Source organism: Rhodococcus sp. PML026 (genome assembly GCF_000963615.1).
Taxonomy (GTDB): Bacteria; Actinomycetota; Actinomycetes; order Mycobacteriales; family Mycobacteriaceae; genus Rhodococcoides; species Rhodococcoides fascians.
This window is the reverse complement of record NZ_KQ031375.1, coordinates 34,722-48,603: the sequence shown is the minus strand read 5'-3', so window position 1 is coordinate 48,603 and position 13,882 is coordinate 34,722. Positions and strand designations below refer to the sequence as shown.

Sequence of the window (13,882 nt, the reverse complement as noted above, 5' to 3'; positions counted from 1 at the left end):
TCGACGGATGCAGTCGATGCAGCCCGCACCGGTCGTTCGATTCGAGAAGGAGTCCCTGCCATGCCCACACTCAGTCCGTACCTGTCGTTCCGTGACAATGCGCGCAACGCTATGGAGTTCTACCGCACGGTCTTCGGTGGAGAACTCACCATGACAACGTTCGGCGAGGGCCAGGCCACCGACGATCCATCCGAGAAGGACCTGATCATGCACGGCCAGTTGACAACTCCCAGCGGATTCACACTGATGGGGGCCGACACCCCGCCGTCGATGGAACACACACCCGGAAACACGATGAGCGTCTCGCTCTTCGGTACCGAGCACGAGGAATTGACGGGCTACTGGAACGCGCTGGCCGTCGACGCACAATTCACGATGGGTCTCGACGCAGCACCGTGGGGTGACGTATTCGGCATGCTCACCGACAAGTTCGGTGTGCAGTGGATGGTGAACATCTCCGGCTCGGTCGTCGAAAGCTGAGCGACGGAGGAGCAGTGGGCACCTTCAGTGGGTGCGCGATTCGACAGAGATGACCTCGTGCAGCCCTGTCGGCCCCCAGCCCCTGTCGAGCGCCACGATCAGCACCGCGCAACCGACTGCGGACAGCACCAGTGCGGAACCGAACAATGCGGTGTAACCGAACACGTCGCCGATCACGCCCGCCGTAAGTCCGGACGCACCCTGCGCAAAGACGATTGCACAGGCCATCAGTGTGTAATCGCTTCCTGCATAACGTTTTTCCGATGCGTCCATCATCAGCGCGAAAACGGCAACGGTTGCCGCGCCGCCCAGCACGTGTTCGGTGACGTTGGCCGCGACCAGAAGCGGAAACCCGCCGATGCCGAACGATGCCGCTACATACAACGCAAGACTGAGGGTTTGGGCGATTCCGCCGACCAGCAGAGCCTGACGACGTCCGAAGCGAAAGGACAACCACGCGCCGAGCGCAGCACCTCCGAGTGCTGCCACCGACGACAGGCCGCCCTCGACCAGCGCGATCTGAGTCAAGGTCAGTCCGTTGTCCGAGAGGAACGGGCCGACCAGCGCCGAGCCCATCGAGTTTCCGAATTTGAAGCCGACGATGAGAAGAATGAACGCGACCATGCCAGGCCTGCGCAATCGGGACCACCAGGCCACAGCAAGTCGCGCCGGGCTCTCGGACTCGGGCTGCCGGTCGGTGTCCACGTCTGCCGCGGCCAGTTGCCTGTTCATGAACCAGACCGGGGCCGTCGCCAACAGGATCAGCAATGCCATCGCAACGAAGAGCACCTGCCATCCCGCAAAGGTGAACAGCCACAACAGCACTCCCCCGCCGCACACCATACCTATCCGGTACGCGCCCACCTGCAGACCGTTGCCCAGGCCGCGTTGCGACACCGTCAACGTGCGGACCGCTATCCCATCCGTTGCGATGTCCTGGGTGGCCGACAGCGCGTTGATGACAAAGATTCCGACGAACAGCCAGCGCAACGTCGACGACAAATCGAGAAAAGACAGTGCGAGCGCCACCAGCGCGGCGGACACCTGTAAGGACAGAAGCCACCGCCTCGACCCGTAACGATCGACGTACGGTGCCCACAGAAATTTCAGCGCCCACGGCAGAAACAACACCCCGGTTGCACTGATTTTCACCAACGAGAAGCCCGACTCTCGAAGGACGACGGGCAGGGCCTGCGTGAAGAAGCCGAACGGCAGCCCCTGAGCGAAGTACAGGGCCCCGAGCAACGTGAGGGTGCCGACGGTGAACGACGCCGGACGCACCGCATTGGTCATGCCGGTCATCGTGTCAGAGCGAGGCCTCGTCCGCCGAGTACCGCACCGGTTGCCGAAGAATGGTGCGCAGCTTCGCCGGTTCGACCCGTCGTGGGTCACTGAGGTAGATCTCGTGATGACGGCCGGTCATCGTCAGCCCGGCCTGCGGGATGTAGCGGTGGTGCATCTCGTCGAGCACGGCGGCCTCGTCGTCGTAGGAACCGGTGTGCAGAGTTTGCACGCACAGGCCCTCGTCGAGGGTGTCGAGGCGCATTCCGTCACGTCGGTCCGAACGGTTCTCGGATGCGTCGACCCGTACGGCGTGCTCGAACATCGTGTGGTCGATCCAGTCAGGCACCATGATCATCACAGTCCAGAGCCAGTTCGACTTGTCCCGGCGCGTGGTGAAGGCCGCCATGTCCGGCGCCCACCACAAGGCTTCGAGCGGTGGGACGACGTAGTCGCGCTCCAGGTCGTTCTTACTGGTGAATTTCAGCCGATACGCAACGGGGAACAGGGTGGATACAGCATCGGCATATTCCGGTGCGGTGTTCGGATCCCCGTGGCCGTCGATCATCAAGTATTTCGTCGGTGGCACGGTCAGAACTCGAAACACGTTGCGCCGTGCCGAATACGAGTCGAGGGTCTTCTTGAAATCCGTCTTCATGCCCTCACCTCCTGCCGACTGCGCGTCAGTGTACCGACCACTCCGGGCTGGGGTGCCGTGGTGAACGCTCTCCTGTTCGGAAGCAGTTGGTCGGTCGACCGACACTGTCACAGCTCGGCGTCGACTGCCTTCGATTCGCCCCGACGCACTGCCATGTAGTCGGACAGTTCCCGTTTGACGACCGGCAGCAGCAAGTAGAGGCCCGAGATGTTGACCAACGCCAGAAGGAACAGCGTGGCGTCGGCGAAGTCGAGCACCGAGCCGAGCGACAGGACGGTGCCGATGACGGTGAAGGTGCAGAACATGAGGTTGAAGAAATTGCGCGACAACCGGCTGCGACCGAACAACGATGTCCAGGCCTGTAGTCCGTAGTACGCCCAGGTGATCGCCGTGGACAACGCGAACAGTGCCACAGCGAGAGTGAGTACGTACGGGAACCACGGCAGGACGGTCTCGAAGGCGTCGGAGGTGAGCGTGACGCCGCCCGCCGGCAACTCACCGGTTTCGGCAACTATGGCGCGCTGGTCCTGCCAGGACACAGTATTGGCGATCACGATGGTCAGGGCCGTTGCCGTGCAGATGACCACAGTGTCGATGAAGGGCTCGAGCATTGCCACGAATCCTTCGGTGACCGGATGTCTGGTCTTGACGGCCGAGTGAGCAATGGAAGCCGATCCCAACCCGGCCTCGTTGGAGAAGGCCGCGCGCTGGAACCCGATGATCATCACTCCAAGTACTCCGCCTGCCACGCCCTCGGGTGAGAACGCGCCGTCGAAGATGGCACCGAACGCCGTCGGAACGGACCGGAAGTTCACGGCGATGACGACGCCGCACGCGACGACATAGACCAACGCCATGGAAGGAACGAGTTTTGCGGTGACGGCCGAAATGGACTTCATGCCGCCGATGATGACCAGGCCGATGATGAGTGCGATCACGAGTCCGAACACTGCCTTCGCACCGTCCGAACCGAGGAAGCCTTCGTCGCCACCGGTAACCGAGCGGACCTGCGCGTACGTCTGATTGGCCTGAAACATGTTGCCGCCACTGATGGCGAAGAACGTGATGATGACGGCGTAGAAGGCAGCCATCACCTTCCCGACCTTTGCAAGACCTCGCTCGGCGAGTCCCTTGGTGAGGTACTTCATCGGCCCGCCCGAGACGGTGCCGTCCTCGTTGATATCCCGATATTTCACGCCTAGGGTGCACTCGACGAACTTCGAGGCCATTCCCAGCAGTCCGGCGAGGATCATCCACAAGGTCGCCCCTGGTCCACCCAGCGTGACTGCGACCGCCACACCTGCAATGTTCCCCAGTCCCACGGTTCCGGACACTGCGGCCGTGAGAGCCCGGAAGTGGCTGACTTCTCCTGGTGCATCGGCTTCGTCTTCTTTGCCGCTCACCAGGATCAAAGATCGCTTGATACCGCGGAACTGAATGAACTTGAACGTGACGGTGAAGACGACGGCACCCAGAATCAGCCACAGAACGATCAGTGGAACTGCGGCACCACCGATGTTCACGGTGAAGAACACGAAGCTGGAGACAGCGGCGGAGATCGGATCGAAAGCATTGTTGATCGCTGTCTCGATAGAACTGATCGTGCCTCCGTCCGCGGCCGAATAGTCGATGGCGAGACGGTGAAAACTCATGACGTCGAGTCAACATCATCCCGGGCACACGTCACGGTCTTTATCGAAAAACGGGCAAATATTTACATATTCTTGACTTGTAGTGGCTCATACACGGGTCCGAGCGGGCAATCGGCGGAGCAGAAGCGTCGCCGCATCGAGGACCATGTGTCGGTCGTAGGTCAGGCAGTAGTCGTACAACACGCTTCCGTCGTGGGCAGTTCCGCTCTCCACCGCGATGAGAGCAACGCTAGACATCGGTGCCACGATGACAATCGAGCGCTCCGACGCCAGTGGTTCGTCCTCGCCGACCGCAACGGTCCGAAACCGATGTTCACCCGGCATCGGCCGCGAGTCGAAGACGGCCACGAGAGACGTGCGCACAGCGAGGTCGTCGAACAACGCGACACGCTCGGCGGTCGTCCCGGCCGACGCGTTCGTCGTCGCCAATACGACGGTCGACGCACCGGTGCCGTAGACACTGCGAAGCAGACCGTTCTCGATGTCGTCGAGAAGCCGTGCGTCAGCGCGCCGACGGGTTCCGAATCGATGGACCAGACCGTACGGCGTCACGGCAACAGGGGCCCGGACGGTTATTGCCGGCTCCAACTCGAGTGTGTTGGCCGTACCGCCGGTGGCTCCGAAGGTGGGTAGACGAGTCGGGGCGCCGTACAGGTAGCCCTGGCCGAGAACCGCACCCATGTCGTGCGCGGTCGCTTCGTGCCGCTCCGTTTCGATTCCCTCGGCGAGCACCAGCGCACCGCTGCGTTCGGCCTCTGCGGCGACCGCGGACACCACGGACGCCGTGGCATAGCTCGAACGGCCCTGCACGAGAGACATATCCAGCTTGATCACGTCGGGCCGGAGCAGCGGAATCAGTGCCAGACTCGACGAGTCTGCACCCACATCGTCGAGCGCGACCCGCCATCCCAGGTCGCGGGCATGCTCTACCGCACGCAGCAGCCCGGAGGGGTCACCCATCAGATCTCGCTCGGTGATCTCGACGATGATCGACAACCGAGATGCCTCGGCCACCAATGGCAGGCACTCTCTCGGAGGTGGCGCGTCCAGGGCTGTGGGTTCCGCGTTGACGAACAACGCGAGTCCTTCGGGGAAACCGGCTTCGACGGCCCCGCTCAGGGCGCTGAGTCTGCACCGCCAGTCGAACTCGGCCGACTCGCCTCGATCGGCCGCCTCGCGCAGCAGCTGCGGCGGCGAGATCGCTTGCGCGTCGCCGCAGGTCCGCACCAGGGCTTCGTAACCCACGACAGCTCGGCCGTCCAACGCGACGATCGGCTGGTAGGTCGACGTGATATCGATCGTCATCGGCGAAAATTGCGCGTGCGAGGCGTCACGATGCACAGGCGGACCTCCCTCGGTACATCTCGACGGTCCCCACCCGGGGAACCATCATGCCCGATGGTCGCCGGCCGCGCCTTCTTCCCTCGCCGACGGGCTATAGGGTTCTCGGAAGACTTCGAATCGGCGGTGAACAATGGTGGGTGCGAACTCCGACGATCACCTGTTCGCGGGCAGATATCGTCTGGGCAACGTCGTGGGGCGCGGCGGAATGGCAGATGTCGTTCGAGCCGACGACGACGTCCTCGGTAGGCCCGTTGCCGTGAAGATATTCCGTCAGGGTGAACCCGCACATACCGATGCACGGATCGATGCCGAGATCAGGACGCTCGCGTCGCTGTCGCATCCTGGCCTGGTGACGTTGTACGACGCGGGTACCGCCCCCGACACCGGCGGCATCCGAGTGCCTTTTCTCGTGATGGAGTTCGTCGACGGCCCCACTCTGAACGGCTACCGCGCAGGCCGCGCACTACCGGGCGATGTCGTCGCCCGGATGGGACACGAGATTGCTCGAGCCCTTGCCTACATCCACCACCGCGGCGTGATCCACCGCGACATCAAACCGGCCAACATCCTGGTCGCCCGAGAGCCGGCGTCGAGCACGGGACACTGCGTGAAGCTCACCGATTTCGGTATCGCTCGCATCGTCGACGCCGACCGCCTCACCGAGCACGGCACCACCGTCGGCACCGCTCACTATCTCAGCCCGGAACAGGCGACGGGCACCTCTGCGGGGCCTGCAACCGATATCTACAGCCTCGGATTGGTTCTCATCGAATGTCTTACCGGCGCAATGGTGTTCGACGGCAGCGCGGTAGCCGCAGCCGTGGCGCGCTTGCACCGCGATCCCGAGGTACCCGAGCAACTCGGGCCCCAGTGGCATTCACTGCTGACGACGATGACGGCCAGACATCCCGAAAACAGGCCGACGGCGGACACCGTGGCCGACGCCTTACACAGTCTTTCCAGCGAACCGCCACCACCGCCGGCCACTGCGGTCCTGCCCGCCGCGAATGCGACAACGTTTGTCGCCGAACAGGATTCGGCCCCTCGGCAAACGGAGGGTTCACGGCGTCGCGGTCTTGTCTTTCTGGCTGCGGCCGCACTGTTCGTCGCCGTCGCGTCGGCAATTGCCTGGATGGCAACCGGAACAGGCGACGAGCCGATCGAGACATCGCCGTCCACATCGGTCACCGCTCCGACCAGTCCTGCACCCGTGACGACGGCATCCGAGTCCTCGATGCCGGTTGTCTCGAACCTCCCCCAGGACGTGCCCGCCCCCGCCGTCGAACAGGTGCCCGCCGAGCCGCCACAACCTGCGGCTCCACCGCGAAACGGGAACAACGGCAACGGTAATGCGGGCAATGGCAACTCCGGCAACGGGAGTCCAGGCAACAGCAACGGCAACGGCAACGGCAACGGCAATTCAGGCAATGGGAACTCCGGCAACGGCAACCCCGGCCGTGGGAACTGAGCATGTCGGCAACCAATGGAACGGACAGAGCATGACGCACGTCGACACCGTGGTGGTGGGAGCCGGCATTTCCGGTCTCACCGCAGCACGCATTCTGCACCGTGCGGGTCACCGTGTGGTCGTTCTCGAAGCCCGCGACCGCATCGGCGGACGAGTGCACACCCTGCGGACGGACGGACAGATTCTCGATGTCGGTGCGTCCTGGGTTCATGGAATCGACAACAATCCGCTGGCCGACGCAGTACAGGCTTTCGGCATTCTGACCAGTGAGTTCACGGTGGGGAGTTTTCAGCCGGACGGACGACCCATCGCGTACTACTCACCGAACGGACGGCGTCTGAGCGAGGACGAGGTTGCGAGCTTCGCGTCGGACGTACACGTCGTCGACGAGCTGTTGGCGGCGACCATAGCGACATCGACCCTGGGCACGTCGTACGGGGATGCCGTGAACAGCACCGTGAAACGGCTCGCATGGGATCCTGATCGAATCGAACGGGTCCGGGAGTTCCTGGGTCACCGGGCCGAGGAACAGCTGGGTGTCGACCAGGGGATGCTCGATGCGCACGGGTTGGACGACGACGCGATCGAGGGTGACGAGGTCGTCTTCCCCGAGGGGTACGACCGGCTCGCGGTCTGTCTGGCCGACGGGCTGGATGTACGACTCGGCCATGAAGTGACACGCATCGCGTGGGGATCGAACAGCTCCTCCGTCGAGACTCTCACCGAGACGTTCTCGGCCGACCACATCGTGGTGACGGTTCCGATCGGCGTCCTGAAGTCACCGACCTTGCTTATCGAACCGCCTCTTCCCCATCCGGTGTCGACTGCGTTGGACGGACTCGAGATGAACGCGTTCGAGAAGGTGTTCCTACAGTTCCCGCATGCATTCTGGGACGAGGACGTCTACGCGATTCGGCAGCAGGGGGAGGCCGGGCGTTGGTGGCACTCGTGGTACGACGTGACCGTGCCGCAGGGGTTGCCCACGCTGCTCACGTTTGCGGCGGGGCCGTGTGCGCAGACGATCCGGCAGTGGTCCGACGCACGCATTGCCGAATCGGTGCTCGACGCGCTTCGTGGCCTCTACGGCGAACGCGTGATCTCCCCGCAGCGGGTGCATGTCACGCGATGGCAGGACGACCCGTTCTCCCGCGGTGCTTACTCTTACCCGGCGGTCGGCTCGCGACCGAGCGACCACGACGATCTGTCGACCCCGGTCGGCGGAGTTCTACACCTGGCCGGCGAGGCAACGTGGACGGACGATCCGTCGACGGTGACCGCGGCATTCCTGTCGGGACACCGAGCGGCGGAGCGAATCCTGGCCCGCACGGTTCCGTTCGACGAGATCTGGGGCGGCGGCGAACTTCGTCCCAATTAGACGGAGATTCGCGTTTCCTTCCCGAAACCGCGCACCGGGATTACTATGACGACTTCATCCAGGCGGATGACCCGTTACCGATGTGCGCTGCCATTCTTCTGGTCGGTGCCGATGTGGCAGCGGCGCTGTTCGACACGGCAAGGCACAGGGGTGGACCATGGTTTCCGACGTCATCGATTGCAGCACGGTCTTCGCACACGACGTCGAGCAAGTGTGCGGGGTGCTCAGTGCGGTCGAACTGTACCCGCGATATTTCCCCGGACTCGGGTACTGCCTTCTCAGCGAGTCGGCGAACCGCTACACGTGCGACGTCGGTGGGGTCGAGCACGCACTCGAAGTCGTGGTGAACAGACGTAACCGGCCGATCATCACCGTCGAGCACGTCGAATCCGGCGGTTTCATCAGATTCACCCTCAGCGCGCGTTCACCGAGCGAGACCAAAATCGATGTGACGATCTTCCGAGCCGGCCTGGCCGGAACCTACTCGCCGCAACCCGAACACAATCGGGCAGTGGTCGACTGGGTCATGGGTGGCCTGAACAGGTTGGCCGAGTCCCTCTCCGGCGCAACGACATCGATCGTGTCCAACGCCGGCGATTCCCGGTCGCTACAGCTTGCGGTCCTCAAAACGATGATCGGTACCGGCGTCGTTCGTGCCGCGCGTCCTGATCGCGCATACCGGCAGCTGAACTCGCTGGCGAAATGGGGCTTCACCCTCGGCGGTGGCTTCGCGGCCGCCGCCGCCAAGTCACCGGACGAAATTGCCGTGATCGACGATCGCGGTACTCGCACGTTCGCAGAGATCCACCTGCGATCGCATCGGATAGCAGCAGGGTTCGCCGCATCCGGAATTCGCCCGGGAAGCACGGTAGGAGTTCTGGCCCGCAATCACACTGCCATGATCGAATGCGTCGTCGCCTGCGGCATGCTCGGTGTCGAGGTCGTACTTCTCAACACCGGCCTCGCGGCCCGCCAGATCGAGACCATCTCGAGTCGTCACCAGTTGCAAGCGCTGTTCGTCGACGACGAATTCGACAAGATGGTTCGCTACCTCCCCAGCGACGTCCTCCGCGTCAGCTTGTCGGCTCATACCGTCGTCGCGGGCCGTCGCACTCTGGAGCATTTCGTCGCGGCTCCGTCCGCCACGTTCGACAGACCGCAACGGCCCGGATCCGTTGTCGTGCTGACCTCGGGCACCAGCGGGTCTCCCAAAGGTGCACTTCGCCCGACCCCACGCGGCTTCGGGACCGTCGCGGCCATGTTGTCCCGCATGCCACTTCGTATGAACGAGCGCATGCTGATCGCTGCGCCGATGTTCCACAGTTGGGGGCTGGCGGCGTTGCAGATCAGTACACCGCTGCGGGCAACAGTGGTTCTGCAGGATCGATTCGATCCGGAAGAGTGCTTGCGGGCAATCCAGACTCATCGGTGCACGTCGCTGATCGCCGTCCCGATCATGTTGCAGCGCATACTCGATCTACCCGAGTCCGTGCGATCACGCTACGACACGTCCAGCTTGAAAGTCGTCGCGTGCAGCGGTTCGGCGTTGACGGGGTCGACCGTCTCGCGGTTCATGGATGCCTTCGGAGATGTTCTGTACAACTTCTACGGTTCCACCGAGGTCTCGTGGGCGACCATCGCCACACCGCAGGATCTACGTGCAGCTCCCACTACCGCGGGTCGGCCGCCGCTCGGCACGACGATCGCCGTACTCGACGCCGACGGCGCAGTGGTTCCGACCGGCACTCTGGGCCGGATATTCGTAGGTAACGACATGCTCTTCGACGGCTACACGAACGCCGAGCCTCCGTCGACTGCTTCGGCTCGCGGTGCAGCACTCATGGATACCGGCGACCTCGGGTACATCGATTGCAACGGGCGGCTCTTCGTGTGCGGGCGGGACGACGAGATGATCATCTCCGGCGGCGAGAACGTGTTTCCCGGGCCGGTGGAGGACGCCATCGCCAACCTTCCTCAGGTCGGCGAGGTAGCGGTGGTCGGTGTACCGGACAACGAGTACGGTCAGCGCCTCGCGGCGTTCGTCGTCGGTCGGGGTGCTGCAGGCCTGGACGCAGATATGGTGCGGGCCTACATCCGAAATCGACTGAGCCGGTTCTCGGTGCCGCGAGACATCACGTTCCTCGAAGAACTCCCCCGAACCGCGACCGGCAAAGTGATCAAGAGGATGCTGATCGAACCTCCCACGGCCGCCGGTATGTAAGCCGGCACGTCGACTTCCTCACCACCCCGGCTTCCGACTCCACCCAGAGAACTCTCAGTTGTTTGACTGTTCAGAATCTGAGACTATTTGGGAGGAAGCGATACCCGTTCTGCGGGTGAGGGACGGAAGGGACGGAATGGCGATGTCGAGGTCATCGGATGAACCCCGTCAGGCTCGCGCCGCCCAGCCCGGGGATGCGTCGTCGTCCTTCCTGCAGTTGTTTTTCGAGGCAACCCGTGAGAACGACCTCTCCCCCGGGCCGAGTCCGAACCGTGGAATCCACGACGACCGATCGAGCGACTGAAAAATCCAGCAACCGAGTCGACAATCGAAGCGCGCAATAGAGTCGAATGACTGATGACAGCTCACGACGCCGCAGCCGATACTTCGAACCCGACGGGTTCGAGGAGCGTGATGTCCCAGATACGAGTAGTCATCGCCGATGACGACGTGTTGCTGCGAGAAGGCCTGGCCAGTCTGCTCACCCAGGCGGGCCTCGATGTCGTGGGCCGGGCCGGTGACGCCGAGGAGGTACTGGCGTTGCTCGAGAAAGATCCACCGGACCTGGCGATCATCGACATCAGGATGCCGCCGACCTACACCGCCGAGGGGCTCGACGCGGCCGTGAAGATCCGCGACCGTTTCCCCGACGTCTCGCTGCTGCTCCTGTCTGCTCACGTCGAGGTCGATCACGCACTCGAATTGCTCGACAGCGCGAACAACACCGCCAAGGGTATGGGTTACCTGCTCAAGAGCCGCGTGACCGACATCGCCGACTTCGTCTCGACGATAGATCGGATCGCGGCAGGATCGTCGGTCATCGATCCTGCTCTTGTCTACGAACTGGTTGCGGCCAAGCGCCGAGGTGATCCCCTCGGCGCGTTGAGTTCTCGCGAACGGGACGTCTTGACCTTGATGGCCGAAGGGCTCTCCAACGCGGGCATAGGCAGACGCTTGTGGATCACCGAAGGAACCGTCGAGAAGCACGTCCGAAGCATCCTGACCAAGTTGGACCTGTCGGAGACGGCCGACGATCACCGTCGCGTGCGAGCGGTGATCCTGTATCTGGACACCGTCGGGTGACCCGCCGTCAGGTGCCCAGCAGGGCTTCGATCGCGCTCGCCGACAGCTCGAATTTCGACAGGAAACCCAGGGCAGAACTGTTGTTCACCAGATCTGCGAAGTCCTCCTCGTCGTGTGTCGACACGAGAATGACGGCAGGCGGAGGCGTCAGATCCTGGGCGTCGATCGCTTCGACCACGTCGAATCCACTGTCGGCACCCAAGTCGATATCGACCAGCACGAGATCGGGGTGGGTGGACAGCACTGCATCGATCGCCGAGGTGAGTGAGGTCGCGGTGCCGACCACCGACATCCCTGCCGATTCCAACAGTCGGCGTGCAGCGACACAGAAAGCGTCGCTGTCGTCGACGATCAGGCACTGCAGGCGGGAGGGCATCACTCTGTCGAGAGTGTCAGAGACGGCTCGGGTCGGCATTACCGCTAGCGGTAATTCGAGCAGTCGGATGTGCCGATGACGTCGGACACCGCCCTCCGCGACCGGCTCGTCACTGTGATACTCCGGCCGAGTGCGCCGCCGGTCGCCTGCGGAATCGCAGCGGCCGCAGCCGCCATCGCCGTCGAGATACTCGTTGTGCTGACGCTCAAACGGGTGTCACCCGAGAATGCTTTCGGTGCGATATTCCTGTTCGGAGTGCTGATCGTGTCTGCGGGGTGGGGCTTTCGTCTGTCGATCGCGACATCGGTGGCCAGTGCCGGCGCGTACGCCTACATCCATGTACTCGAAAGCAGTGAGAGCCTCGTCCCTGCACTGATCGTGTTTCTGGCACTGGCGCTTCTGACCAACGTGCTGGTTGGCCAATCACGTTTGCGCGCAACCGAATCCGATCAACGTCGACGAGAAGCAGATATGTTGGCGGCGTTCGCCAAGACCATCTTGCGCTCGGACCACACCCCGACGATGCTCGACGTTGCCAGCACCCGCCTGGCTGCGGTCCTCGACCTACCCTTCGCGGTGTTGAAGCAAGGGAATGCCGACGCGTCCGTGGGGCAGGAGAAAATCCTGCTTCGGGACGGGGACGTCGTCACCGCGTCGCTGCTGGTTCCCGCCGATCTCGATAGCGTCGATGCCCGCCGTATCCGCCGTGTCGTGCCTTCGTTGGAGGCTCTTCTTGCCGCCGCCCGCGACCGTCAGGACATGCACCTCCGCACCGTCGCGCTGGCACGCCAGCAAGCGTCACTTCGGAAGGTCGCAACATTGGTGGCGCTGCGGGCCGATCCGGATGACGTGTACCTCGCAGTCGCACACGAACTCACCGTCGGGTTGGACAACGAACATGTTTCGGTGATCCGCTACGGCGACGGGTATTACACGATTCTGGCGATCCGCGACGACTCCGCCGGTGAGCGCGTGCAAGCCGGTGATCAACTGCCGATCGGTGGGCAGAACGTGGCCACGATCGTCGCCGACACCGGCCGCGCCGCTGCCGTCGACTTCACCGAAGCGACCGGCGGTATCGCTGAGCGACTGGAGGGCAGGGGTATTCGCTGGGTCGAAGGTGTACCGATCACTGTCGACGGCAATACCTGGGGTGCCGTCATCATCGGCACGACAGCTACGCAGTATGCGGCCGGCGGTGAGACCCGAGATCGACTGGCCGACTTCGCCGACCTCGTTGCCACTGCGGTCTACAACCACGACACACGAGTTCAGCTGACGCGGTCCCGGTCCCGCGTGGTCGCCGCCGCCGACCAAGCCCGCCGAGGTATCGAGCGTGACCTGCACGACGGTGCCCAACAGCGAATCGTCTCTCTCGGAATGGAATTGCGCGGCGCCCAAGCCGCTGCCCCGGAGAATCTGACCGAGCTCCGCGCGATGTTGGACCGCAGCGTCGAGACGCTGTCGCAGGTGCACACCGACCTCCGCGAACTCAGTCGCGGCATCCATCCCGCAATCCTCTCGCGCGGAGGACTCGCACCGGCCCTCAAGACGTTGGCCAGACGCAGTCCGATTCCCGTTGCCCTCACCGCCGACATTTCCTCCCGGATGGACGAATCGGTGGAAGTGGCGGCGTACTACGTGGTCGCCGAGGCGCTGACGAACACAGCCAAATATGCCGAGGCCACCGAAGTCGACATCACCGCGCACCTGACGGAGGACAGCTTGGAACTGACCGTGACCGACAACGGCCGCGGAGGTGCCGATCCGAGCACAGGGTCGGGTTTGATCGGACTACAGGATCGGGTGGCCGCAGTCGGCGGCGAACTGACCATCGTCAGTCCACCCGGGGGTGGCACGACACTGTCGGTCCACATCGGTCTGTCTACCGGCTAGCAGGTAGCGGCGCCACCGGAATCTCCTCCCCCGCGTTGGATGGCAGCG

The 13,882-nt window shown here is 63.4% G+C and carries 11 protein-coding genes; 6 read left to right on the top strand and 5 right to left on the bottom strand.

The window, feature by feature from the left end:
* Nucleotides 1–60 precede the first annotated feature (60 nt).
* Nucleotides 61–480, top strand: a complete 420-nt coding sequence (locus VF34_RS15845) for a VOC family protein (RefSeq protein WP_032366156.1) — start codon at nucleotides 61–63, stop codon at nucleotides 478–480.
* A gap of 24 nt (nucleotides 481–504) precedes the next feature.
* Here VF34_RS15845 and VF34_RS15840 read toward each other — a convergent pair whose 3' ends face one another.
* The 4 genes from VF34_RS15840 to VF34_RS15825 form a co-directional block, all read right to left on the bottom strand.
* The gene (locus tag VF34_RS15840; RefSeq protein ID WP_045841894.1) at nucleotides 505–1,773 is read right to left on the bottom strand and encodes an MFS transporter; all 1,269 of its coding nucleotides are present in this window, start codon (nucleotides 1,771–1,773) and stop codon (nucleotides 505–507) included.
* Nucleotides 1,774–1,786: 13 nt separating this feature from the next.
* Nucleotides 1,787–2,419: a GyrI-like domain-containing protein gene (locus VF34_RS15835; RefSeq protein ID WP_032372383.1), complete on the bottom strand. Its 633-nt coding sequence runs from the start codon at nucleotides 2,417–2,419 to the stop codon at nucleotides 1,787–1,789.
* Between the two features lie 107 nt (nucleotides 2,420–2,526).
* Complete coding sequence (locus VF34_RS15830; protein WP_032372382.1) at nucleotides 2,527–4,071, bottom strand: alanine/glycine:cation symporter family protein; 1,545 nt, start codon at nucleotides 4,069–4,071, stop codon at nucleotides 2,527–2,529.
* Nucleotides 4,072–4,158: 87 nt separating this feature from the next.
* On the bottom strand, nucleotides 4,159–5,376 hold the full coding sequence (locus tag VF34_RS15825) for an EAL domain-containing protein (protein WP_045841747.1): 1,218 nt from the start codon (nucleotides 5,374–5,376) through the stop codon (nucleotides 4,159–4,161).
* Nucleotides 5,377–5,545: 169 nt separating this feature from the next.
* On the opposite strand from VF34_RS15825, the gene VF34_RS25720 reads away from it, so the two are divergent.
* The 4 genes from VF34_RS25720 (at nucleotide 5,546) to VF34_RS15805 (ending at nucleotide 11,562) form a co-directional block, all read left to right on the top strand.
* Nucleotides 5,546–6,883, top strand: a complete 1,338-nt coding sequence (locus VF34_RS25720) for a serine/threonine-protein kinase (RefSeq protein WP_032372380.1) — start codon at nucleotides 5,546–5,548, stop codon at nucleotides 6,881–6,883.
* Nucleotides 6,774–8,258: a flavin monoamine oxidase family protein gene (locus VF34_RS15815; RefSeq protein WP_322544848.1), complete on the top strand. Its 1,485-nt coding sequence runs from the start codon at nucleotides 6,774–6,776 to the stop codon at nucleotides 8,256–8,258. The genes VF34_RS25720 and VF34_RS15815 overlap by 110 nt, the downstream gene beginning before the upstream one ends.
* Before the next feature lie 157 nt (nucleotides 8,259–8,415).
* Nucleotides 8,416–10,479, top strand: a complete 2,064-nt coding sequence (locus tag VF34_RS15810; RefSeq protein WP_032372379.1) for an AMP-binding protein — start codon at nucleotides 8,416–8,418, stop codon at nucleotides 10,477–10,479.
* 414 nt (nucleotides 10,480–10,893) lie between these two features.
* Nucleotides 10,894–11,562, top strand: a complete 669-nt coding sequence (locus tag VF34_RS15805) for a response regulator (protein WP_032372748.1) — start codon at nucleotides 10,894–10,896, stop codon at nucleotides 11,560–11,562.
* A gap of 7 nt (nucleotides 11,563–11,569) precedes the next feature.
* Here VF34_RS15805 and VF34_RS15800 read toward each other — a convergent pair whose 3' ends face one another.
* Nucleotides 11,570–11,938 carry a LytR/AlgR family response regulator transcription factor gene (locus VF34_RS15800; protein ID WP_230591966.1) on the bottom strand — a complete coding sequence of 123 codons (369 nt, stop codon included), beginning with the start codon at nucleotides 11,936–11,938 and terminating at the stop codon, nucleotides 11,570–11,572.
* Nucleotides 11,939–12,013: 75 nt separating this feature from the next.
* Between VF34_RS15800 and VF34_RS15795 the strand changes: the two genes are divergently transcribed.
* On the top strand, nucleotides 12,014–13,834 hold the full coding sequence (locus VF34_RS15795) for a sensor histidine kinase (RefSeq protein ID WP_037185805.1): 1,821 nt from the start codon (nucleotides 12,014–12,016) through the stop codon (nucleotides 13,832–13,834).
* Nucleotides 13,835–13,882: the final 48 nt, after the last annotated feature.